At 40.8% G+C, this 22,651-nt stretch carries 28 protein-coding genes; 5 read left to right on the plus strand and 23 right to left on the minus strand.

Annotation, left to right across the window (positions count from 1 at the left end):
• Positions 1–15: 15 nt before the first annotated feature.
• Complete coding sequence (locus tag ACESPO_RS06910; protein ID WP_016439504.1) at positions 16–429, minus strand: HIT family protein; 414 nt, start codon at positions 427–429, stop codon at positions 16–18.
• 135 nt (positions 430–564) lie between these two features.
• Between ACESPO_RS06910 and ACESPO_RS06915 the strand changes: the two genes are divergently transcribed.
• Positions 565–1,290 carry a sensor histidine kinase gene (locus ACESPO_RS06915; protein WP_008977148.1) on the plus strand — a complete coding sequence of 242 codons (726 nt, stop codon included), beginning with the start codon at positions 565–567 and terminating at the stop codon, positions 1,288–1,290.
• Here the strand turns inward: ACESPO_RS06915 and ACESPO_RS06920 are convergent.
• The 19 genes from ACESPO_RS06920 to ACESPO_RS07010 form a co-directional block, all read right to left on the minus strand.
• The gene (locus ACESPO_RS06920) at positions 1,268–1,897 is read right to left on the minus strand and encodes a rhomboid family intramembrane serine protease (protein WP_499788622.1); all 630 of its coding nucleotides are present in this window, start codon (positions 1,895–1,897) and stop codon (positions 1,268–1,270) included. The two genes, ACESPO_RS06915 and ACESPO_RS06920, sit on opposite strands and share 23 nt — an antisense overlap.
• Positions 1,898–2,111: 214 nt before the next feature.
• Positions 2,112–2,489, minus strand: coding sequence for a RidA family protein (locus tag ACESPO_RS06925; protein WP_008977150.1), 378 nt, complete (start codon positions 2,487–2,489; stop codon positions 2,112–2,114).
• Positions 2,490–2,642: 153 nt separating this feature from the next.
• Positions 2,643–3,398 (minus strand): DUF6382 domain-containing protein, encoded by a 756-nt coding sequence (locus ACESPO_RS06930; RefSeq protein WP_499788623.1) that lies wholly within the window; start codon positions 3,396–3,398, stop codon positions 2,643–2,645.
• The gene (locus tag ACESPO_RS06935; RefSeq protein WP_016439500.1) at positions 3,382–3,786 is read right to left on the minus strand and encodes a TadE family protein; all 405 of its coding nucleotides are present in this window, start codon (positions 3,784–3,786) and stop codon (positions 3,382–3,384) included. The genes ACESPO_RS06930 and ACESPO_RS06935 overlap by 17 nt, the downstream gene beginning before the upstream one ends.
• Positions 3,783–4,205, minus strand: a complete 423-nt coding sequence (locus ACESPO_RS06940) for a prepilin peptidase (protein WP_016439499.1) — start codon at positions 4,203–4,205, stop codon at positions 3,783–3,785. The genes ACESPO_RS06935 and ACESPO_RS06940 overlap by 4 nt, the downstream gene beginning before the upstream one ends.
• On the minus strand, positions 4,193–5,014 hold the full coding sequence (locus tag ACESPO_RS06945; protein WP_499788624.1) for a pilus assembly protein: 822 nt from the start codon (positions 5,012–5,014) through the stop codon (positions 4,193–4,195). Before ACESPO_RS06945 ends, ACESPO_RS06940 begins: the two co-directional genes overlap by 13 nt.
• Before the next feature lie 176 nt (positions 5,015–5,190).
• Positions 5,191–6,555 carry a DUF5702 domain-containing protein gene (locus ACESPO_RS06950; RefSeq protein WP_499788625.1) on the minus strand — a complete coding sequence of 455 codons (1,365 nt, stop codon included), beginning with the start codon at positions 6,553–6,555 and terminating at the stop codon, positions 5,191–5,193.
• 15 nt (positions 6,556–6,570) lie between these two features.
• Positions 6,571–6,747 (minus strand): Flp1 family type IVb pilin, encoded by a 177-nt coding sequence (locus ACESPO_RS06955; protein WP_008977156.1) that lies wholly within the window; start codon positions 6,745–6,747, stop codon positions 6,571–6,573.
• A gap of 81 nt (positions 6,748–6,828) precedes the next feature.
• On the minus strand, positions 6,829–8,124 hold the full coding sequence (locus ACESPO_RS06960) for a type II secretion system F family protein (RefSeq protein ID WP_009263414.1): 1,296 nt from the start codon (positions 8,122–8,124) through the stop codon (positions 6,829–6,831).
• A gap of 1 nt (position 8,125) precedes the next feature.
• Positions 8,126–8,881 (minus strand): type II secretion system F family protein, encoded by a 756-nt coding sequence (locus ACESPO_RS06965; RefSeq protein WP_009263415.1) that lies wholly within the window; start codon positions 8,879–8,881, stop codon positions 8,126–8,128.
• Complete coding sequence (locus ACESPO_RS06970) at positions 8,838–10,040, minus strand: TadA family conjugal transfer-associated ATPase (RefSeq protein ID WP_499788626.1); 1,203 nt, start codon at positions 10,038–10,040, stop codon at positions 8,838–8,840. The genes ACESPO_RS06965 and ACESPO_RS06970 overlap by 44 nt, the downstream gene beginning before the upstream one ends.
• On the minus strand, positions 10,037–10,945 hold the full coding sequence (locus ACESPO_RS06975; RefSeq protein ID WP_270665647.1) for a P-loop NTPase family protein: 909 nt from the start codon (positions 10,943–10,945) through the stop codon (positions 10,037–10,039). Before ACESPO_RS06975 ends, ACESPO_RS06970 begins: the two co-directional genes overlap by 4 nt.
• A 248-nt stretch (positions 10,946–11,193) precedes the next feature.
• Positions 11,194–11,403 carry a pro-sigmaK processing inhibitor BofA family protein gene (locus ACESPO_RS06980; protein ID WP_117577444.1) on the minus strand — a complete coding sequence of 70 codons (210 nt, stop codon included), beginning with the start codon at positions 11,401–11,403 and terminating at the stop codon, positions 11,194–11,196.
• An 83-nt stretch (positions 11,404–11,486) separates the two neighbouring features.
• The gene (upp, locus tag ACESPO_RS06985) at positions 11,487–12,116 is read right to left on the minus strand and encodes a uracil phosphoribosyltransferase (RefSeq protein WP_009263418.1); all 630 of its coding nucleotides are present in this window, start codon (positions 12,114–12,116) and stop codon (positions 11,487–11,489) included.
• 10 nt (positions 12,117–12,126) lie between these two features.
• Complete coding sequence (gene rpiB, locus ACESPO_RS06990; RefSeq protein ID WP_008977163.1) at positions 12,127–12,552, minus strand: ribose 5-phosphate isomerase B; 426 nt, start codon at positions 12,550–12,552, stop codon at positions 12,127–12,129.
• Positions 12,549–14,072, minus strand: a complete 1,524-nt coding sequence (locus ACESPO_RS06995) for an L-threonylcarbamoyladenylate synthase (RefSeq protein ID WP_009263419.1) — start codon at positions 14,070–14,072, stop codon at positions 12,549–12,551. Before ACESPO_RS06995 ends, rpiB begins: the two co-directional genes overlap by 4 nt.
• Before the next feature lie 41 nt (positions 14,073–14,113).
• Entirely contained in the window at positions 14,114–14,797 is a 684-nt protein-coding gene (locus tag ACESPO_RS07000; protein ID WP_016441301.1) for an N-acetylmuramoyl-L-alanine amidase, read from the minus strand.
• A gap of 94 nt (positions 14,798–14,891) precedes the next feature.
• Positions 14,892–16,709 carry a glycosyl hydrolase family 18 protein gene (locus tag ACESPO_RS07005; protein WP_009263421.1) on the minus strand — a complete coding sequence of 606 codons (1,818 nt, stop codon included), beginning with the start codon at positions 16,707–16,709 and terminating at the stop codon, positions 14,892–14,894.
• Between the two features lie 125 nt (positions 16,710–16,834).
• Positions 16,835–17,056 carry a hypothetical protein gene (locus ACESPO_RS07010; protein WP_008977190.1) on the minus strand — a complete coding sequence of 74 codons (222 nt, stop codon included), beginning with the start codon at positions 17,054–17,056 and terminating at the stop codon, positions 16,835–16,837.
• Between the two features lie 452 nt (positions 17,057–17,508).
• On the opposite strand from ACESPO_RS07010, the gene ACESPO_RS07015 reads away from it, so the two are divergent.
• Positions 17,509–18,246 carry an adaptor protein MecA gene (locus tag ACESPO_RS07015; RefSeq protein WP_009263422.1) on the plus strand — a complete coding sequence of 246 codons (738 nt, stop codon included), beginning with the start codon at positions 17,509–17,511 and terminating at the stop codon, positions 18,244–18,246.
• Between the two features lie 148 nt (positions 18,247–18,394).
• On the opposite strand, the gene ACESPO_RS07020 is transcribed toward ACESPO_RS07015, so the two are convergent.
• Both ACESPO_RS07020 and ACESPO_RS07025 read right to left on the minus strand, forming a co-directional pair.
• Entirely contained in the window at positions 18,395–18,604 is a 210-nt protein-coding gene (locus ACESPO_RS07020) for a DUF1858 domain-containing protein (protein WP_008977192.1), read from the minus strand.
• A 544-nt stretch (positions 18,605–19,148) separates the two neighbouring features.
• Positions 19,149–19,901: a C40 family peptidase gene (locus ACESPO_RS07025; protein WP_009263423.1), complete on the minus strand. Its 753-nt coding sequence runs from the start codon at positions 19,899–19,901 to the stop codon at positions 19,149–19,151.
• A gap of 301 nt (positions 19,902–20,202) precedes the next feature.
• Between ACESPO_RS07025 and ACESPO_RS07030 the strand changes: the two genes are divergently transcribed.
• The 3 genes from ACESPO_RS07030 (at position 20,203) to ACESPO_RS07040 (ending at position 22,042) form a co-directional block, all read left to right on the plus strand.
• Complete coding sequence (locus ACESPO_RS07030; protein ID WP_009263424.1) at positions 20,203–20,592, plus strand: Fur family transcriptional regulator; 390 nt, start codon at positions 20,203–20,205, stop codon at positions 20,590–20,592.
• Between the two features lie 113 nt (positions 20,593–20,705).
• Entirely contained in the window at positions 20,706–21,248 is a 543-nt protein-coding gene (locus tag ACESPO_RS07035) for a rubredoxin-like domain-containing protein (protein WP_008977195.1), read from the plus strand.
• A 194-nt stretch (positions 21,249–21,442) separates the two neighbouring features.
• Positions 21,443–22,042: an ECF transporter S component gene (locus tag ACESPO_RS07040; RefSeq protein WP_499788627.1), complete on the plus strand. Its 600-nt coding sequence runs from the start codon at positions 21,443–21,445 to the stop codon at positions 22,040–22,042.
• A gap of 103 nt (positions 22,043–22,145) precedes the next feature.
• Here ACESPO_RS07040 and ACESPO_RS07045 read toward each other — a convergent pair whose 3' ends face one another.
• Positions 22,146–22,565, minus strand: coding sequence for an HIT family protein (locus ACESPO_RS07045; RefSeq protein WP_008977197.1), 420 nt, complete (start codon positions 22,563–22,565; stop codon positions 22,146–22,148).
• Positions 22,566–22,651 lie beyond the last annotated feature (86 nt).

The following is a 22,651-nucleotide window of genomic DNA, read 5'->3' on the forward strand; positions in this document are numbered from 1 at the left end:
GTACCCCGTTCTATCTTACTGTTCATTCAACTTTGATAAAATTTCCAATTTATCTTCCTCTGTAAGTGTTCCGACATTCCATCCCAGCCCGACATTGTCGTTTTTATATCTTGGAATCAGATGCATATGAAAATGAAAAACAGTTTGTCCTGCCAATTCTCCATTATTCTGCACAATATTATATCCCTCACATCCAAGTACTTCTGTCAGCTTTGTGATCATTCTTTTTGCAAGAACGAGCGCCTTGGCCGCGATCTCATCATCAAGATGATACAAATCTTTATAATGCTCCTTTGGCAAAATCAAAGCATGTCCTTTAGATGCCGGTCCAAGGTCTAAAATAACCCTGAAGTCCTCATCTTCATAAAGTGTTGCCGATGGAATCTCTCCATTTGCTATTTTACAAAAAATACATTTTTCATCTCTCATTATTTTTCCTTCTTTCGTTTTTTCTATGTCATTCCTGTCTGACTTTTCCGACCTCTTTCTGTCGAACTTTGTCGTCGGAATATAGTTGAATCCATGTGACTACAATGTTACACTCGTCTCAGAGAGGTGATTTGTATGCTTAATACAACAGATTCACAAAAGCTAAAGGTTCTTGCAAAACAAAATCCTGAAATACAGATCTTGATTGAAAAACTCATGAAAGAATATGAGTTTATCCTTTCCAAAATGTCGCACGAAATCCGTAACCCACTGACACTTGTGTACAGTTCTCTTCAATTAATGGAGGCGCAACATCCACAACTTACAAAAATCCAGCACTGGTCAGATACACTTGAGGATGTCAAATATATCTGTGGACTCTTGGACGAACTTTCCTCCTATAATCACGGCGAACATTTGAACCTGTCTGTCTTTCCATTTTCGGTATTTCTCAGACACATCGCACTGTCCTTTGCACTTTCTCTTGAACAGACGAACATCCAATTTTGTTCTGAAATCGCAGACAATCTTCCGGATCTGATCGGAGACCAGCGAAAGCTTCAGGAAGTACTTTTAAATCTTCTTCAGAATGCCAAAGATGCCATCACAGAAAATGGCCTTATAAGACTAAAGGCCTTTTGCAATGACCATCACGTGATTGTCGAAATCACGGATGACGGATGCGGTCTTACTTCCGAACAGATTCCTACCATTTTTTCTCCATTTACCTCCTATAAGACAAATGGAACCGGACTTGGACTCGCAATCTGCAAACGGATCATTGACTCCCACCGCGGTACTCTGACCGTCTCCTCAAAGCCGGGATCGGGGGCTACCTTTACAGTTTCGCTTCCTCTTTAAGCTGACTGTCCCTGCCATTTGGATATTTCTTCTTATGATACAATATAGCTGCCAGCAAAATTCCGCTGATAACTCCACCAATATGAGCCGAATTATCCACACCTTTACTTGTAAAGCCTAAGTAGAGACTACATAGAACCATAACTGCAAGTCCTCTGCTGCTGATGTTTCCAATTCGTCCTCTGTTTCGAAGCGCTACATAGAATAATGCCCCAATCACCCCAAAGATTGCCCCTGACGCCCCTGCAGAAATAGCATATTCCCCTGTCTGTATGTCCATCCACGCAGACAGCAGATTCCCCATAAGTCCACTTAACAGATAGACTGCCAGGTATTTCCATTTTCCGATTTCTAATTCCAGATTCCATCCGATCACACCCAATATGAACATATTGTTCATCAAATGCTCAAATCCAAAGTGTAGAAACATACTTGTAAACAGGCGATAATATTCCCCCTCCTCAAGCATGCTGGGTACATACATTGCCCCGTGATGAAACATGAAAATTCCATCTTCTGTCATTCCTTGAAAGGAAAGGACAAGAAATATTGTGATATTGATCACGATCATTGCTATTGTACAGACTGCTTTCTTTTCCTGTTTCACGCTTTACCACCATTTCATTTTATAAAGTCACATTAATTATTAGTATTAAGCAAAAATAGGTATGTGTCAAGAACCTTTCCGGATTCTTTCCTAAGGACCATATATTCCAGCGGCTCCATCACAGCACCCCACATTCAGTTTCTTTTTTATTTTGCGTACAAAAAGAGTGAGCACATCAACCATAAACTGCTCACTCTTGTAACTATTCTTAAAATTATGCCAATGCAACAATTACTTCCACTTCACAGAGAACATTCTTTGGAAGTGTCTTCACTGCAACACAGGAACGAGCCGGTTTGCCTGTGAAATATTTTCCGTAAACTTCATTAAACGCTGCAAAATCAGACATATCAGCAAGAAAACAAGTTGTCTTCATAACATCTGTATAGTTTGCTCCTGCCTCTTCCAGAACAGCACCGATATTTTTCATTACCTGCTCTGCCTGTTCTTGAATTGTTGTTCCTGCAATTTCACCTGTAGCAGGATCAATTGGAATCTGTCCTGAAGAAATCATCAGATTTCCAAATACCATTGCCTGAGAATATGGTCCGATTGCTGCCGGAGCCTTTTCTGTACTGATTACTTTTAACATAGTTAAACCCTCCTTCATTTCGTAGAACTTATTTTCTAATTTTCATAATACCACTTAAGGAATGATTTCTCAACAAAAAATATCCATTTTGCAGTAGCATCCGCTTTGAATCTCCCTTCTCTTTGTCCAAATTTCACAAGCATCTCCTTCCTCCTAGACTGTATCGTCATCCCGAAACATCTCTAATTCGTCCCATTCTCCCCATTTTTTCTTTTTTGAAAAAATCTTTTTTGTATGCTTCTTCCATTCCACAAACCATCCATCCTTTTCCCGCAGCACTATATTTTCTCCGGCTTCCCAACCAGTTTCATCCAATATTCCCTCCTCTGTAACATACCCCTTCTGCTGTGATCTCAGCTGTTCCATCTGCTCTTTCCAGTCTGTTTCCATCAGCATTTGAATCTGTTTCATTGAGTAATTTTCCTGCATGGAAATCTTATGCAGCTCATATGCCAGAAATACACATTCTTTCTCTTGATATTCTGCCCGGCTGACAAAATATTCTGCCAGATGCCGGAACTCGTTCGTCGTCTCTTTTGCATAACGCGGCAAAAAACAGAAAGAGAACACTCCCTTTTCATAATAAATAAACTCTGGATTAAGGATCACCTTGTTTTCACTTAAAAAATACTTTTTCATTTCCTTCATCACGGTCAGAAGCTGATATAAAAATGCTTTCAATTCTTCATACCCAATGGGAATCTTTTCATATTTTGTTTTCATTGAAACTTTACAACTGATATCGTAATAGTACTGACTGTTCTCCCCGGCTCCTCTGCCACGTACCTCAAGCAGACCTGGAATTTTATTTTCCCTTAGCATATGCATTTGATAATCCTCTTCATAAATGCCCGCCTCTTCGATAAGTAAGTATGTCTTGTCAAGATTTCTTTTAACCTCCGTCTTCATGTATTCCTGCCTTTCTCATATTTCTGATAAATTTCTCCGGCTCTGTCACAGCCACACTCTGGCTCACAGAAATTTTCATTCTCCCTTTCCATGCAATCCCTTGTACAGTAATCTTTTGATCGGTCTCCTCAATCGTCAGATTCACTGCTGAAAATAACAGCATCCTTTTCCTTGCCGCAATTTCAAACGACTGCTCTGCCTCCGCAATAGTACAAGCTTCCGGACTTCTTTTTTTCTGGCTATGCACAACTGCCGCCTCATAGGCAGTTCCCATCAGAATATTTTTATCATGATAATAAAACACTCCTCTGATAACTAAAAAAAAGCTAAGAAAAAATACGGAACACGCAACCGCCGCCTCAATGGTCGCACTTGCTTTCATCCTCATAAAAAAACCACCCCCACATATGCTGCTGTAAGAAAAGGAACAAACGGAATCCTCGTATCCCTCCGGAATTTTTTCCAAACCAGACATCCCACTGCGGCAATACTGCTGAAAAAGAACGCAATGCATACCAAGGTGACGGTATCCCAGATTCCGAGATAAATCCCCAAAAGAGTGATGATCCATACATCTCCATATCCGACAGCTTCTCTTGTGATCCAGCTTATTATCCCCAGAACTATTCCCGGAACAGCCCCTTGAAATAGCGGAAATAGATTCAGCCTGGTATTCCACAAACTAATCAAAAGAACTCCGAGACTTCCTGCCCACAGCAGCCACATCGGAAGACTCCTCTTTTTCAAATCTATCGCCGCACAGACTACTAAAAATAAAAAAATACTGATTGTTCCTACCGTCCGCATCTTGAACACGCTCCTCTTCCACCGACCTCTGACAGCTTCACTGCCCGGATATTTCTTTTTAGCCCACTGCACCCAAGGGAAGCATGATAACGATCCCCAGATGCTGTGTAATAAATCATCCCGGATGCAGACTTTGCCTTGCATTTTTCACATGGGTAATATTTCCCTTGATATTCGTTCCTGAGATCTGCAACATCGGATACGTTTCCTGCCCGAATTGCTAATTTCAAATGTGTACATTGATAACTTTTATGGTAGACTGTTCCTGTTTCTGTAATATACACATACCCTTGTTTTTCTATATAACTTCCCTGTTGATAACCATTCCATCCCTTGATCCTGACCCGTTCTGTCTGTGAAATCAAAGGAATCCCAAAAATTCTCACTGGTGGCTGAATTTTATATTCCACAACAATTTCGATGATTCCTGATCCCGGCCACACTCTTGACTTGTGACAGTCAATCCCTCCGGATTTACCAGCAATCATACTTTGGCTTAACCGTCTCTGCCCAATTGCTCCTACAATATCTGACTCTACTTTTGATGGTAGGAGCACCGGAGCAAGATAGATTCGCTCCGCCGCTTTTTTTGCCGCTGTATCGGCTCCCATTTTTACGCTGATCCTAGTCGCCTGCACTTCCAGTAAATAGATCAGCATCACTCCTGCCAAGAAAAACAAAGGAATTGTAAGTGCAGCTTCAATGGTAATCACCGCATGCAGTTTTCGTTCTTTTTTCTTGTACCTATCTCCCTTCTGAACAAAGAAGCTTTTCACCTTTTTGGAGATGAATGAAAATGCCCTTTCCAAGATTTGTAGTCTGTCCCGGTGAGCATGGGATATGAAAGAGTCTTTCTCCTTTCTTAATTTTATACTGTACTTTTGAATAAAAATTCGTTCTGAATTTGTGAGCCTTTTTGACGGAAAGGGCATTTGCATTCACCTCCTAGTATTATATTCTTTTCTTTTGTTACACAATCTGTTGCTTACTCATATCCGAAGTAAGTTGAAAACTGATAATTCACTCCTCTTCGAATCTTGCACTTACTTTTTACCTGTAATTTTGTCACACAATGATCCACCTGAAAGGTCTCTTCGCCCGGCTTCTTTTTCATCTCCATCTCAATCAGATCAAGGGCGCGCATCGTACAGACTTGCTCTGATTTCAGGAAAAATAAAAACATCAGATATTCCTTATAGCGAAGTCCACCTTCGGCATCCATTCCTTCTTTTTGATCTTCTGCTGTCCCAAGCTTCAGAAGCCCTGAAAGCTGCAACTGCCACGTGTCATGAGTCTTGATCAGAGCAACTCGTTTTCCATCTAGAAGCGCTCGGATATCCATCACTGCTTCGCCAAATGCCCATGCAACGAGTATTGCCTGCTTGACAAGTCCGGTTAACACTGGAAGCGCGATCGCAGTAGACAATGATACTGCAAGTGTTTCTGCCTCTGCCTGTTTTCCCGCATCGGTCAGAAGATACAGATAATTGGCACCACTTCTCATCAACAGCAGCTTCTTCACAACCGCTTCTAAATTTTGCTGATCACTCTCTTTTCCTTCCAAAATATATTCCATTTCATAAGAAAGTGTATTTTCCTTCTTCTGATCCACTGCATTTCCAAAATGCTCCAGAAGATACTGACAGAAAAAGAGAGAAGAAATCTTACCTTGTGCATCACTTTTTGTCGGGAATCTTCCAATTCCTTTTTGTAAGTTACGATGAGACGGAAGTCCCCCTAACGATATTTGTTTCTGTGATAACTGTTCCGGATTTGAAACAACGATCTGTAAAAGATTTGATTTTTTGATATTAGAAATGTTTTCCAGCGGATTGTTTTCCGAAGGAAGTTCACTTTCTCCTTCCTGAAGTTTTGAATCCAACTCTTGTGAGATATCACTTCCCTGTTCTTCATAGGATCCACTTTGCTGACTCTGCTCTTCCCATACCGCACAGTTTCCAGTCAGTTCCTCTACAAGATCAACACCCATTCTACTTTTCATATATCTGACTGCCTGCTCCTTGAAAGGTTGTCCATGATCATCTGTCAGAAGCTGTAGCTTTTCTGGTTCCTGCGTCATTCCCGCTGCCTCATAAAATTCCAGCCGGTTTACAATATTTTCAAAAGAAAATATCCCGGTCTCATAGCCGGCCACTATGCCAAAAATATCATATTCTGACAGAAGCTCTCTGTGATACTCTGCAAATACTGACTGCAGCGCTCGATCCATATCCGCTCTGCGATAGTTCTTTGCAGTCTGTACCGATGCACTCTCGATCACCGCCCCGATCAATCCAACCAACAACACAAAGACCAGACTGATAAAAGCTGTCATTTCTCCTCTCTTCATCTTCTCTGTCACTCCTTAAATCCCTGAGCTTTCACTCGTGATCTTCTGAAAGATTGAGTTTACCAGACTTGTCAGCTGTGACTTAAAAATAATTACAAGTCCGATCAACACGACAAGGATCAGTATCACTTCCACAACACCAATTCCTTTTTCATCTTTCAAACATGCAAAAAATTGTCGGATCCGCCACATAATTTCACCCCCTTTCCCGCAAAATGTTTCTCGAAATATCTCTGCTCCATCCCGTCCACTCTCCTCTTTTCTTTCTCTTTTTTAAAACTGCATAGACAAAAATGCCGGCACGATTACAATGACCAGAACCACTGTCAACATGAAAAACATCGGTGCCAGAAGCTTTGTCCCCACTTCTTCCCCTGCTTTTTTTGCCGCACGCTTTCGCTCCTCAAATGCATTGACTGCTTCCAGCCTAAGAAGATCTGCTAACCCTTTTGATCCTCTTTTCAGATTTTGGGAAAGCAAAGCTCCAAAGCGCATGTAACACACAGCCTCACACCGTTTTCCAAAATGCTCATAACATTCTTTCTCTGAACCCCCTGCCTGCATTTCTCTAAGCGTATATGCCATTTCCTCATATGCAAACCGCTCCTTTCCCATTATTTTCCCTTTTTCATAATCAGAAGAGATTTTCTGCCATGCAGCTTTTACTGTCATTCCGGCTCCAAGAAACAACACAAATTTGTTTAGAATTTCCGGATAATCTATCATCATCTGCTTTTTCTTCTTTTTCATTTCTTCCTTCTGCGTTTCTTTCTCCAGCAGAATCAGAAGAATACTTCCAACCAATCCAAGTCCTAAAATGACATATCCTCTGTTTTCCTCCGGACGTCGCCAGCTGACCGGTTTTCCCTCTAAAATCTCTGGTAATTCTACCTGTTTTTGTTCCGGATGTTCCTTTTCTTTCTCTGCAACCTGCCCTGCAAGCTGAGCTACGATCTTCTCATCGCCTTTTAATTTAGGTGGAAACAGGTTGGCGCTTCTCATATAGATCCGCTCCTCTTCTCCATATTTCAGTTTCCCTGTAATCTGAACGATTGTCCCCTCTTCTTTGAGCGCCTCTGTCTGCAACTCTCCGAGAACATTGATCACCTCATAGTTGTCTACTTCCCAGGAAACGGTAATCGGCATATCCAGAATCCTGGATGGGAAATGCAAATCTTTCCGCACCTCATCAAATGTCTTATTTTTGTCCAAAATAATGCCATCCAACTTTTTCATCGCTGTTTCAAATGCTTTCTCCAACTCCTTTCCATTGTACTGCCTCTCAGGAAGTTCTATCGTAATCGGAATCTCTCTTCCACCTGTCTTTGCGATCAACTTCTCTGTTCGCACTCCTTCCCCACAGTTATTTCGCTCCAGTCTTGCATGTTCTCCCATAAATTCCGCCTGTTGATCCACATAAAGCAGATACGCGGCAAGTGAATTCACACCGAGCAGCATCAGAAAAATATTTCTGCTGTTCTTTCTCATACACCATTCCGGAAGCTTTCTCTTTTGATACAAAATAACGGCGATTGCCAATGCTATAAATATTCCTATCGAAACAATCATCTCACACCTCGATTTCAATCATCCTTTTTCCCATATAAAATGCCCCTGCATAAACAGCCAGACAGACAGTCATAACAAAAATCCCAAGAAAATTTCTATAAAGTACCTCTACAAAATCCGGAAATGCTATCCTCATATAGAAAATAATTCCAAAGGGAACCACCGACATTACTTGAAATTCTAACTTTTTTGCTGACATTGTCATCTCAATCTCGCGTTTCACCTCAATTTTCTCACAGATTTGCTTTACCGCATTTCGGATCATCTCAATGCTGTCCCCTCCTGCTCTCTTTGCTGCCACAAAGACAGATACAAAATTCGAGACATCCTCCTGTCCTACCCTGTCTGCAAACTCTTTCCAGATTTGCTCCAAAGGTACATTCATATTGAGCTGATGAATCATATAAGTATATTCTCTCATGATCCGTGTATCTTTTTTATAGATCAATGACAGATCCTTTGCCGTCTCCTTCAGTGCATTTTCTGCCGAATATCCGACATTGAGCGCCGAGGACATCGACTGCAGACTCATTTTAAACTGAGCACAAAATTCCTGCTGTTGTTTCTTTATATATTGTTTTTCCCAAATACGAAGATAGATCACCAGAAATGGTGAGAACATCAGACCCCCTAAAAAGAAGTCATAAAATAGATATGCAATCCCTGATAACAACGCTAATCCTTTGAACGCTGCCTTTCCATAATCTGCCTTTTTAATATCCTGCTGCCAGTAGCTTTTCTTTCTTTTGTAATTCATGAACCCATTTTAGCCTCCCTTGCACCTTTCCATCTTTTCTTCCAGTCTCTTCAAATCGATACAGACTCTGTACCTTTATCTCCCCCTCTTCATAAGCAAGCACCTCTGAGATTTCCAACACCTTCCTGCTCTTATCGCGCAGCCTTCCCAGATGGACGACAAGATCAATTGCGGAAGCAATCTGCCTCTGTACTGCGCTCAATGGAAGATCCATACCCATAAGCACCATTGTTTCCAGTCTACTGAACATATCCTTTGTACTGTTGGCATGTCCCGTGCTGAGTGAGCCGTCGTGCCCGGTGTTCATCGCCTGCAACATGTCAATCGCCTCACTTCCCCGGACCTCCCCGACAACAATCCGGTCAGGTCGCATGCGAAGCGCTGACTTGATCAGATCCCGGATTGAGATTTCACCAGTTCCCTCCACATTTGCATTACGAGCCTCAAGCCTTACAAGATTTTCAATTCCCCGAATCTGAAGTTCGGCATTATCCTCAATTGTGATGACACGCTCCCCAGCAGGTATATGCTGTGCAAGCGCATTTAGCATGGACGTCTTTCCTGATCCGGTCCCTCCACTGATAAAGATGTTATACCTTGCTTTCACTGCCTGCTCCAGAAAATCAGCTGCCTCCTCTGAGATTGCCTCAAACTTCCTCAAACGTTCCATCGTCATTGCCTCTTTCGGAAACTTTCTGATCGTCACAATCGGTCCGTTCAGCGCAATCGGAGCAAGTACGACATTGACACGGGAACCATCTGGAAGCCTTGCATCCACAATCGGATTTGCCTCATTCACAATTCGATTGGATCCTGCAACAATCTGCTGCACAACATCTTCCAACTTTTGTCTCGATGCAAACCGCTTCTCCAGTCTTGTCACAACTCCTGCTTTTTCCATAAAGATATGCTGCGCACCATTGATCATAATCTCCGTGATCTCCTCATCCTCGATCAAATCCTGAAGGATGTCCAGCTTTCGGAATGCATTAAACAACTCCTTTCCAAGCATATTCATCTCCTGAAGTGACATATAGTGTTCTCTTCGTTCTTCCGATAATACGGTATAGATCAACTCCATCAGCGCTTCGTCTTCTATCTCTCTGGACAGATCCAACTCCTCCATGATTTTCTGATATAAATGCTCTGTATCTCTCATAACAATTCCCTCACCTCCACAAAAATTGTTCTCTCAAGCACACAATCCAAACCCATTGCAGTCAGATTGTGCCGATATTGCTCCAGTTTTCTCTGTGCCGTTTCCTCTTGCACAATTGGTGTATAAATGCAGGAACACAATTCTAATATTCCATACGTTCCCCGAATTGCATCCCCGATATCAAGCACTACTGTCTCATAAATACTTTTCTCAGCAATCTCGGTCAAAAGTTGCTTCCACTCTTCTTCTGTGACCGATTTCAGATCCTGATACATTTCTATCGGTACCAGATAGTCAACCGCCTCCTCATGCTTCACCAATGTCTCCAGCCGGATCCCCATATTTTTACAGCCCTGCCTGAGATAATACAAAATTTCTGTAAGTCCTCCTGTCTCCTCTTCTCCCTCCTGTCTGCCAGCATATGCCTCCAAGTTCAAATAAAGTGTATTCCCTTTCTTTGCAAATTCTTTTGCAAGCTGCAGTGCATACTGTGTCTTTCCGATTCGATGTATCGGCGAGTAAACACCGATCACCTCCACATCTGCCTTCTGTATCCTCAGAATTATCTCACTTCCCTCCTCCTCTGCACAGCAGCTTAGAATTTCTGCAATAATCTTCTCTCCACTTTGATATTTATAAATTGGATGATAGCAATCTGTTTCTTTACAATTCCGATCATCACACAACATAAATACCTGTTTAACATCCATCGTTTCTGTCTCAGCATAAATATCATCCAGAAGCAGTAGGTCTACTCTATGTTCATTTATAAACTGTCTTAGTTTCTCCAGATCTAAAAAGACCATCACTTGAAATAACAGTTCTCTTCTTCCCAAAATGTACTCCGACAGACCTCTTGTATACTCTGGCTCTTGTGTACAGATTGCAAGTATTTTTCCTTTCAATGAATCACTTCCATTTCTGTTTATGTGTTTTGAAGTTTCCTTTTTGAATTTTTGTGTTTTGGATTTTTCCTTTTGAATTTGTAATGGAATCTGGCTGTACTTACTGCCAGCCTCTTTTGATATGTAATGGTCCCTTGACCATAGAATGATATTTCATTTAGAAATGTTCTGTTTGTATGTTGTATTATATCGACATCTTTTCTTTTTGTCTATATGCATTTTTAGATTTGACGCTTTTTGTGAAATACTCACAAGTTTTGGTAGAAAAGAATCCCGTAAAGTAAGCAGACCCCCGGCAATCCAAGGGTTCCCGATGTCAAAAGGGAAAGGCCATTCAGCCCCACCGCCACTGAAATTCCTTTGGATGCGAGGATTTCATTTGTAAAGAAAATAACTCCCAGACCAACGACTGCCCGGACAATAAAATTTACAACGATGCTTGAACGATTTTCATCCATCTTTTCCTTCTCCAGTTGTTCTTATCTCATATATATGGACTTGTCTGGGAGTTTATGCTCTCTTTATTTTTTGGCTCTTGTTCCTATTTTGTTCCGAAAATACGATCTCCCGCATCCCCGAGTCCCGGAACGATATATCCATGATCATTTAATTTCTCATCTAAAGCCCCAATATAGACATCCACGTCCGGATGTGCTTCCTGAAGCTTCTTCACACCTTCCGGTGCCGCAATGATACACATAAAACGAATATTTTTCACACCTTTATCCTTCAGCATCTGAATCGCTGCAACGCAGGATCCTCCTGTCGCAAGCATCGGATCTACGACAAATACTTCTCTCTCCCCGCAGTCTGCCGGAAGCTTACAGTAATATTCTACCGGTTCCAATGTGTCCGGATCACGGTAAAGTCCGATATGACCTACCTTTGCCGCCGGAATCATCGTAAGCATACCTTCTACCATTCCAAGACCAGCTCTTAAGATTGGCACAACAGCCAGTTTCTTTCCTGCCAGTTCCTTAACAGTTGTCCTACAGATTGGTGTCTCAATCTCGACATCCTGTAATTTCAGATCTCTTGTCGCCTCATAGCACATATACATTGCAATCTCGCTGATGATCTCTCTAAAATCTTTTGATCCGACTTCTTTTCTTCGGATAATTCCTACTTTATGCTGGATCAGCGGATGTTCCATTACCAGTACTTTTCCCATTGTTTTTCTCCTATTCTTCAATTAATGCAATACGTCTCTTATGTCTTTCATCTTCGGAAAACGGTGTGTTTAAAAATGTATCGACAATCTTCACACCAAGTCCTGGTCCTACCACACGTCCTCCTAAAGCGACAATATTCGTATCATTGTGTAATCTTGTCGCCTCTGCTGAAAAGCAGTCTGAACAGAGCGCACAGCGGATTCCTTTCATTTTGTTTGCTGCGATGGAAATCCCAATTCCTGTTCCGCAGATCAGAATCCCCTTCTCACATTCTCCGTCTATAATTGCCTGTCCTACTTTTTTGGCATAAATTGGATAATCCACAGATTCCCCGTCACATCCAAAATCTTTGTACTCCAGACCTTTTTCCTCTAAATATTTGATAATCTCCAGTTTCAATTCATATCCACCGTGATCACATCCGATTGCTATCATGCTTTTGTTACCTCCTCGTTCAGCTTTTGTGCCAGTTTCTCGATAAATTCTTTCATCATCTCGTATACACTACCATACTCCGTCAATGGCTGTCCATATGCAGATGGGATTTTCCTGTCATCATCTATATATTCTCCCAGTGTATATACATTTTTGATATTCTCATAATCTGCCACTGCACTCCATTTATGCCTGTCATCAATGGCAAGCACCAGTGTCTCCTCGTCAAGATCTTCCTCCGTAAACTGCCTTGACTTATAATCTGCGATCGACATGCCCTGACTCTTCATGATCGCTTCTGCCTTCTGATTGACCGGCTCCGGAAGTGGTACGACAAGTCCTCTTGACTCAATATCATACTCCTGCAAAAGTTCCTGATTTCTTAGAAGCTCTGCTGCCATCGGTCCTCTGCTGCTGTCTGTATTGCTCAGGAAAAGGATCCGTCTGTATTTTTGTAGTCTTGTGATCTCTTCTGCCCGAAGCATATGATGCCCCGCAGCTTTTTTGAGACGGTTCATAACCGCCGAGCCAATCCCATCCATCGCAAAAGCTTCACTGTAAATATAATCGACATCTTCCTCGTCAAACTCTCTGAGGACACGATACAGATTCTGAGCGATCGTATATTCATTTTCCCGTGTCCCGATATTTTTTACAATACCTCTTTTATACTTTTCTGCCGTCTCATCTGTAGCAATGATTCCGACTTTATAACCAAGTCTTTCCTGCTCAAACGCAACCTGCCGGATTGCCTTGACCGCCTCTTTTGTCTCTCCTTCAATAATCATCAACTTTGCCTTCGGTGCATAATGTCGATACTTCATGCCCGGTGCCTTCGGAGCTTCCTTGCTCTTATCACTGACAATTGCCTGATCTTCTGTGACCTCACCGATCACCTCCTCAAGCATCTCCTTTGTGATCGCTCCCGGCCGAAGGATCATCGGAGGTGTCACAGTCATATCAAGGATCGTCGATTCCACTCCGATCTCCACACTTCCTCCATCGATGATCATATCAATCTTGCCATCCAGATCTTCCTTCACATGCATCGCAGTTGTCGGACTCGGGCGCCCGGATGTATTTGCACTCGGAGCAGACACATATCCCCCGCCTGCCAAAATGATCGCACGCGCAACCTCATCCGCCGGCATTCTGACTGCTACAGTATCCAGTCCTCCGGTAGTTCCATATGGTACCAATGCACTTTTTTCAAAAATCATCGTAAGCGGTCCTGGCCAGAAATGATTCGCCAGCAGTGCAGTCTTATCTGGTATATTCACCGCAATCTCTTCCAATGCCCGGTATTCTGCAATGTGAACGATCAATGGATTATCAGAAGGTCTTCCCTTCGCCGCATATGTTTTTTTTGCCGCCTCTTCCTTCAGCGCATGTGCTCCGAGTCCATATACAGTCTCTGTCGGGAAAGCTACCAGCCCTCCCTCCTTCAGGATGACCCCTGCCATTCCGATCACATTTTCGTCAATATTTGTTCTTTGTATTTCTTTTATTATCGTTTCCATGCCCCCTATTATAGCATTCTTTTGTTAAAAAATAAACCTCTTTACAAGTTTAAATATTCCTTCAAGCCTTCCCAGACTGCCTGTGCGATTTTCTCCTGATATGCCTCATCTTGAAGTTTTGCAGCTTCCTCTGGATTTGTCAAAAATCCCGCTTCTACAATCACAGTTGGTATTTCTGTCTTTTTCAATATGTAATAAGTATCATTAGGTTTTGCCTCTCTCCTGTTTGTCTCATCTACCGTTTTTAAATGCTTCTGCAAAATTTCTGCTGCCTTCTTTCCCTCTACGGAATGTGTAAAATAAAATACCTGCGCCCCTTTCACATCACTTGTCTGGTAACTGTTCTGGTGAATACTGACAGCGATAGACGCTTTGCTATGATTAATCAATTCTGTTCTTTTTTTCATATCGCGAATCTTTTTATTCGGAGCTGTTTCCTCACAAAGTGCAGTGTCTTCTTCACGGCTCATCACAACATGCACACCATTCTTTGTCAAAATCTTCTGAAGCTTCTTGGCAACCGCCAGATTCAAATCCTTTTCAGCCAAACCATCTACCCCGACTTTTCCAGGATCAAAACCTCCGTGCCCTGGATCGATCATCACAATCGCCTGTTCTTTTTGTTCTGAAATTTTCCCGGAAACTGCGTTCGTCAATGTCTTCCCCCCGATCAAGGCTGCCATGATCAGCAGAATTCCCATCATCAGCTCTATCTTTTTCTGCAAAAAAATCCCCCCTCTTCCTATATCATTACAATATATGAGAGGGGGAAATAAAATATCATTTCTCTTTCTCTATGAAATTTTCTGTAATCTGACGCTATTTTATATATTTTTCAATCACGGACCAGATTTCAGGCTTTTCAAATCCCAGCTTCCATGCAGCAACACCACCAAGCTGATACTTCTCCATCAATTTTAATTTTGCCTCAATAGAAGAACTATCTTCCAGCCATATTTTATATGTGGCACCGTCCGACTCCCATTGCGCATAATTCTGCTGTGTCTCTTCATCCCATGTGACGGCTGCTCCAGCCTGTGCCACACACGCTTCGGCTTCCTGCATTCCAAGAGCCTCACTTGTAACATTCATCTTATACTGCGCCTGCTCTGTTCCAGCCTGCGCGGCAAGTTCCTGCTCTGTCTTTGGCACTTCTTCCCACAATCTTGTATAAAATGGGACTGCATTGATTACTTTCTCTGCTGACACATCCTTTGTCGCCTGCCGGATTCCATTTTCCACATAGTCAATAGAAGCCACTGAACCGCTCTCCCACGAGCCGGCATAATGTTCATCATATCCCATAATGATGACATAATCTGCAACCTTCCCCTGTTCCTCCAGTTCATAATGACTATTAAATCCCATCGGCACATAGTTATCTACCGACAGAACTTTTTGATTTCTTCGACATTCTATAGAAAGTTCGCGGATAAACTCAATAAAATGTTCTCCACATTCCTCAGAAACTTTCTCAAAATCCACGTTGATTCCATCAATATTATACTGCTGTACCTGCATCATCAGATTATCGATCAGAGTCTTTCTGGCCAAAGAAGAACTTAACAACTGGTATGTCTCTTCCGGCGAGTCGATGCCACCGTCAAAATCCCTCACAAGTGCCCATACCTCCAGATTCGCTGCATGAGCCGTATCCACATAAGCTGAACTTGCGATAGAATTCAGATTTCCCTCTGTATCGGCAACTGTAAACCATGTAGGTGAAATTGTTGTCAATCCTTGTGTCGATGCAATCGTTTCGCTTAACGTTTCATTTGCTATTTCATTCGTAACCTGATGCCAGGCAAGATTGATCTTATAATCTTTTGTCATACTTGTATATTCCGGTGCTTTGGAAGAAGAGGTGATTGTTTCTGTCTTCACAGACTTTAATGCACTACTCTTTATATATCCGATGATCCCATCCTCTGTGCGGACTTTCTTCCAGTCACCTTCCTCTTCTATAAAATATACACGGTCACCCTTCTTAACTTCCGTCAGAATATCACTCTTAACACCTGCAAGCCAGCGCATCTGCGTATCCTTCTTTGCAGTTGTCGTCTTCACCTTGCCCCAATCATCAAAGAGAACTACTCTGTTCGGACTCTTATAAGTCTTTGCAGTGACATTCCCAAACTCCAGAATAAAATCCACTGCGATATAAGTCTGGTCCCCGATATTTTTTACGATTACATAGTCCTTGGATTCCCTCTGACCTGCGTTCGTATATTCCTTGCTTTCTGCCGGTACTTCCACAAGATCTAACGGCAACGTATAGCGCAGTGTGCCTTCGGCTGCGTTCCAGTAAAATCCACCGTCAATCTCTTGACGTACCGCCTCATATGGTAAATAAAACTGTCCGTCAGACACAATCCCTTTCTGTTCCAGAATCGTATTGTTCACAATAACTGCAGCTTGCTCTGCGGCATCTACACCATAATATTCATTCAAATCAGCTTTCACCTTCGATGGACCATATTTTTTCCATACAAATATACCTGCCACAGCGACAACTACAATGATAAAAAATAATACGATCAAAAGCTCAATCAGGCATGTCCGCTTTCTTCTTCGTCTTCGGTCACGCAGCATTTCCGCCCGGCTTCTATATCTTCGATCATTTTCTCTTCTATCCATAGCCTACCTCCTACCTGACCTATTATACCATATGCATTTTCTTTTTTCGACAGATTACTACATACTTTCCTCGTTTTCAAAAAATAATAAGAATTTCTTAATACTCTGCATTGAGGGGATTCGTATTATTTTGCTGCTATTTTTTGAAAATGAAGTTCTTTTAGGCTTCCAGTCTCATCATCCATCACATAGTCCCGCATATATGCATTACTTTCTTTTGCCATATGTGCATTGACAATCTGTAACGGACTTGCCGGTTCTCCATCCATAGACATTGGAATCCCGCATTTTTCATATGCTTCCAGCTCTATGAAAAATTGTCTGTATTTTTCTTCTGTACTATTCACTTCGTTCCTTCCCGTCCAAACGGTAATTATGGCTTCCTCCGCTTTTTGCTAAGACCTGGGTGCATGTGATATATTCTTCGCAAAACAGATTTCTGCTGAAAAAAGAAGACAGCAAATGGACATTTTAATTATTATGTGCATTTTATAAAATGATTATTTGTAATTGTAACTGCTTTAGTTTTGAAATTTAGCTGAATCACTTAGAAAATCGAATTAATTTAGAATAAATAGAATTGTTGAAAGATTTTCCTGAGAATGTTTTCACCAACACAAGATATTGCTTTTGTATCCCTCCTTTTCTCTTATACATAATTACCGGGACACTGTCTTCTCATACCCGCATTATAAATAATTTCTCCTGACTTTGCAAGTATTTTCTTTACATATTTTTTTTTTTTGTTTATACTATTATAAAGTAAGTATTCAGGTTTACGAAAAGGAAGTGATTATGTATGAAGATCGAAAAAATAAATGACAACCAGATTCGGTGTACTCTGACACGTGCAGATCTTGCTGCCAGACATTTGAAATTAAGCGAACTTGCCTATGGTACCGAGAAAGCAAAGATGCTGTTTCATGACATGATGCAACAAGCTTCCAGTGAATTTGGATTTGAAGCAGATGATATTCCACTCATGATTGAAGCAATTCCTGCTTCTCCAGATTCTATCGTTCTGATCATTACAAAGGTGGATAATCCGGAAGAGCTCGACACGCGCTTCTCCAAATTTGCACCACTGGAAGATTCCGATACAAAACAGGCTATGCTTGAGAAATTAGAAGGCGCTGACGAGTTTCTCGATTTACTTGATAAAGTAAAATCTGCAGTTGCAGAACCAGCTCCTGAAAAAGAAACTGCGGGAAAAGAAGATACAAAAAAAGACGTCCCTGCAAAACCAGCGATCCGTCTGTTTTCTTTTTCAAATTTAGACAGTGTGATCCATGCAGCCAGATTGCTGCACCCAATGTACCACGGAGCGAATACACTCTACAAAAATGAAACAAACGGTATTTTCATTTTAGCCTTAGCACAATCTGCTCACACCAACAGTGAGTTTAGTAAAATCTGTAATATGTTATCCGAATACGGTTCTTTTGAAAAAGCCTCCGGTGCTGTTCTTGCTTACTTGGAAGAGCACTGTCAGACTGTTATTTCTGCAGATGCAGTCAGACATCTTGCAGAGATTTAAGGTGATATCTCATCCCCTTTCATCATGGAATGGCATCGTTGATCATCGGCCGCAGATTGGATAAAAAATAAAAAGCGTCCTGAGCCAGACTTTCTCAAGTATACTGTCTGCTTGCTCAAGACGCTTTTTCTATTTGCAAAATCTTTGATTAGTTGTTTGCTGCTAAGAAAGCATTAATCTTTTCTTCTAACAGATCTGCATCCAGTCCATGTACCATAGCTGCCTCTGCAAGAGTTTCAGCCTGTGAAGCAGGACATCCAAGACAGTGCATTCCTACTTCCATAAGGATTGGTGCTACTTCTGGATTTGTTCTGATCAGTTCACCGATTGTCATATCTTTTGTCACTTTCGCTGCCATATTTATTTCCTCCTTTATTTCTCTAATCGCGAAACATATTTGAACGTTTATCCTTCCTTTTTTCAAATATGTCATACTCTCTCTTCGATTATAATACTACTCCTTGAAATTATCAACTCTTACTTAATTGTTTATACATTTTAATACAATTTTAGAATTTTCAAAAGTCAACAAGTTTTTTATTTTTTTTCGACAAATGAAGATTTTTATTATAACTGACCAAAACATTCGTTCTTTTCTTAACAATAATAATCCACACAATTCACATTCATTCATGTGGATAATGTGGATAACTTGGTGTAAAACTTTTATTTTTAACCATTTTAGCCAGTTTCCTGTGTGGAAAACTTGTGGACAGTATTTTGATAGTATTTTTCATAATTCTCTTGTCCTCGACAACTTTGTGCACTTTGCATATGATTATTTTTCCACTATTTTCCTATGTCTATACAATTTAAAGTTTTGCATAGGAAAATAGGGCACAGTATGCTGAATCGCTTCACACATACTGCACCCATTTTTCCTCATTTCATCATCATTTTCCTTATTCCAGCACTCTTCGTATTGTAATAATATCTGTGAAAAATGCCGGACTGATCCCAATCCCGTTCTCCTCATCAATTGCATTAATAATCTGATTCTCTTCTATATAAATACCAACATGTCCCTCATATAAAATTAAATCTCCCGGAAGAATTTCATCATAAGTAACTTCTATTCCCGCATTTTCCATATCCCACGTTGTCCGCGGAAGTTTCACTCCAAATTTTCTATACACGGACTGAACAAACCCCGAACAATCTGCTCCCTCGGTCAGACTTGTGCCTCCCCAGACATATGGATTCCCAAGAAACTGCTTTGCATAGGCGACTACCCTTTTTCCTCTTTCTTCTACTGTCCCTTTCTTTTCTTCTGATTCTACAGTATCATATTTTTCTTTTATCGTAACATAATCATCGGATATATATGCTCTTCCCCCATAATATTCGATTGGAATCCACCCATTTTGAGGCTTCTCTTCTATTTTCTTTTTGGCACCTTGTTCCAACTGTCCGATAATCTGTGTGTCTGTCCCCTGACCTTTCCGCACGTTGAGACAATCTGCTGTAACTTCAGCAATCTGTATGGCAGTTTTCTCTGTTTCTTTTAACTCTTTCTCATAATACTGCTCCTTTAATAATCCAGCCCCCACACTTGGTAAGTGTTCTGCCGCCATAGATATACAGGGAATACTTTGCGACAAAATCTCTACTGCGATCAGACCTGCCATTATTTTCTTTCTACTTCTATCCCTCATAGTTTCCTCCTCTTTTCGCTTTTTAGTATTCCCACTTTCCCTGAAATCATGCTTTTGTTACCAACTTGTTAAATCTCCCTTTCAAAATTCTAAATATAAAATTTTTATGATTCCTTCCAAACATATTGTGTCAGACATTTTATCGTGTTATACTCCAAGAGTAAGTGAGTTTTATTATTTTTATAATTAAAATTAGATAATATATCTTTGCTTACCTAAAATTTTTACTTGACAAATCCCCTTTGAATAATTTATATTATAATCATAATAACTATTACTATTATTGAAAGGGGGATTCCCATTGGCAACACTAAAATATAGTAGACAACGAGAATCCATCAAAAATTATCTGTTACACACAGAAGAACATCCCACCGCTGACACCGTCTATATGCATGTGCGGGAAGAATTCCCGAACATCAGTCTTGGGACAGTATATAGAAATCTGAACTTACTTGCAGAGACCGGAGATGCTCTGAAGATTCCCACCCCTTCCGGTGGTGACAGATTTGATGGTAAAACGACTCCACACTATCATTTTATATGTACTTGTTGTGGAAAAGTAATGGATCTGGATATGGAAAGCATTGATCATATCAATGAGATTGCCGGTAAAAACTTTGCCGGGCAGATTGAGTCTCATACGACAATGTTTTATGGAAAATGTGAAGATTGTATTTTAAAGTCTTAGCAAAAGAATTTTTCAAATATCCATTGACAAAAGAAACTAATTATGCTAAATTAATATCAGTAACTATTACTGATATTGAAAAATAAAAAGTAAAAGAAAAGGAGATCTTAACTATGAAAAAATTTGTATGTACAGTATGCGGATATGTTTATGAAGGAGAAGCTGCACCAGCTGAATGTCCACAGTGCCATGTAGGAGCTGATAAATTCAAAGAAATGACAGGAGAAAGAGAATGGGCTGCTGAGCACGTTGTAGGTGTTGCTCAGGGTGTAAGCGAAGACATTCTTGCAGATTTAAGAGCAAACTTTGAAGGAGAATGTTCAGAAGTTGGTATGTACCTTGCTATGTCAAGAGTAGCTCACAGAGAAGGATACCCAGAGATCGGTTTATACTGGGAAAAAGCTGCATGGGAAGAAGCAGAACACGCTGCTAAATTCGCTGAATTATTAGGTGAAGTTGTTACAGACAGCACAAAGAAAAACCTTGAAATGAGAGTAGAAGCTGAAAACGGAGCTACTGCTGGAAAATTTGATCTTGCAAAACGTGCAAAAGCTGCTAACCTTGATGCTATTCATGATACAGTTCATGAAATGGCAAGAGACGAAGCTCGTCACGGAAAAGCATTCGAAGGATTATTAAAGAGATACTTCGCATAATCATCCCTATCTTATATAATATAGAAAGAGGCCAGAAAGTTTCTGGTCTTTTTCTTTTGTTTTCATCTGGACTGGTCGTTTTTTGCAAAACTGGCTATTTTTACATGACCACTCTTGTGCTAGGATAGATTTACAAAGAAATAAAAACGCCATATCGATATCGAATATGGCAAATACATGAGAGGATGAGACATATGAAAACAAAAAATCAAACTGTTATGAAATTAGCACAAACCGCATTACTGGCGGCTCTCTGCTTCGTATCATTTACTTTTTTACAGATTAAGATTCCAATGCCTGGCGGTGATGCAACATCCCTTCACATCGGAAATGCATTCTGTGTGCTTGGTGCACTGTTACTCGGAGGCTGGTATGGCGGGCTGGCTGGCGCGATTGGTATGACCATCGCCGATTTAATGGATCCAATCTATATCACTGGTGCACCAAAGACCTTTTTCCTGAAATTATGTATTGGGCTTATCGTTGGTCTTGTAGCTCACCATATTGCAAAGATCAGCGACAGCACTGACAAGAAATACGTCTTTAAGTGGAGTCTGATCGCCTCGATTGCCGGTCTTAGCTTCAATGTCATCGCCGATCCGATCGTTGGATATTTTTATAAGCAATATATCCTCGGACAGCCTCAGAAAATGGCAGAAGTTCTTGCAAAGTGGAGCGCAGCAACTACATTTGTCAATGCTGTTGTATCTGTCATCCTTGTAGTATTTATCTACAACGCGGTCAGACCAATACTACTTCGCAGTGGACTTCTTGTATCCCAACCAAAAAACTAAATAAAATATGCTCCCTCCCAAGGAATAAGTATTTATTATTACACTTGTCTTCCTCGAAGGGAGCATATCTTTTGCAGATCTTCTGCAAGTTGATACCGCTATTTTATAATTCGTTCTTAATCTTTTCTACTAATTCTGCGTATTCTTGTTCTGTGAGATACTTTTCTCCCGGATTCATTGCGAATACACCGCCCCACTCATATCCATCTTTATATTTCGGAACCAGATGGAAGTGCAGATGATGTCCAGTATCTCCATATGCTCCATAGTTCACTTTCTCCGGCTGAAATAATTTGTGAAGCACATTGGCAACTTTAGCCACTTCATCAAAATATAAATGAAGTTCTTCCTGAGATAATTCTACCAGTTCACTTACATGTTTCTTATGAGCAACGATCACACGTCCTAAGTGGCTCTGTTCTTTAAATAAGTAAACTTTTGAGCTTTCCAATTCACAAATCTTAATTCCAAATGCATCTAATAATTCGCCTTCTACGCAGTATGCACAATTCTGATCTTTCATTCTTTTATCCTCCTGAATCTGTTCTATCTTCTTTTATACACTACCACATTTAAAAAATATTTACAATCGTATTCCTTACCTCTTAA

The sequence above is a fragment of the Coprococcus sp. HPP0074 genome, assembly GCF_964238105.1.
Lineage (GTDB): Bacteria > Bacillota > Clostridia > Lachnospirales > Lachnospiraceae > Faecalimonas > Faecalimonas umbilicata.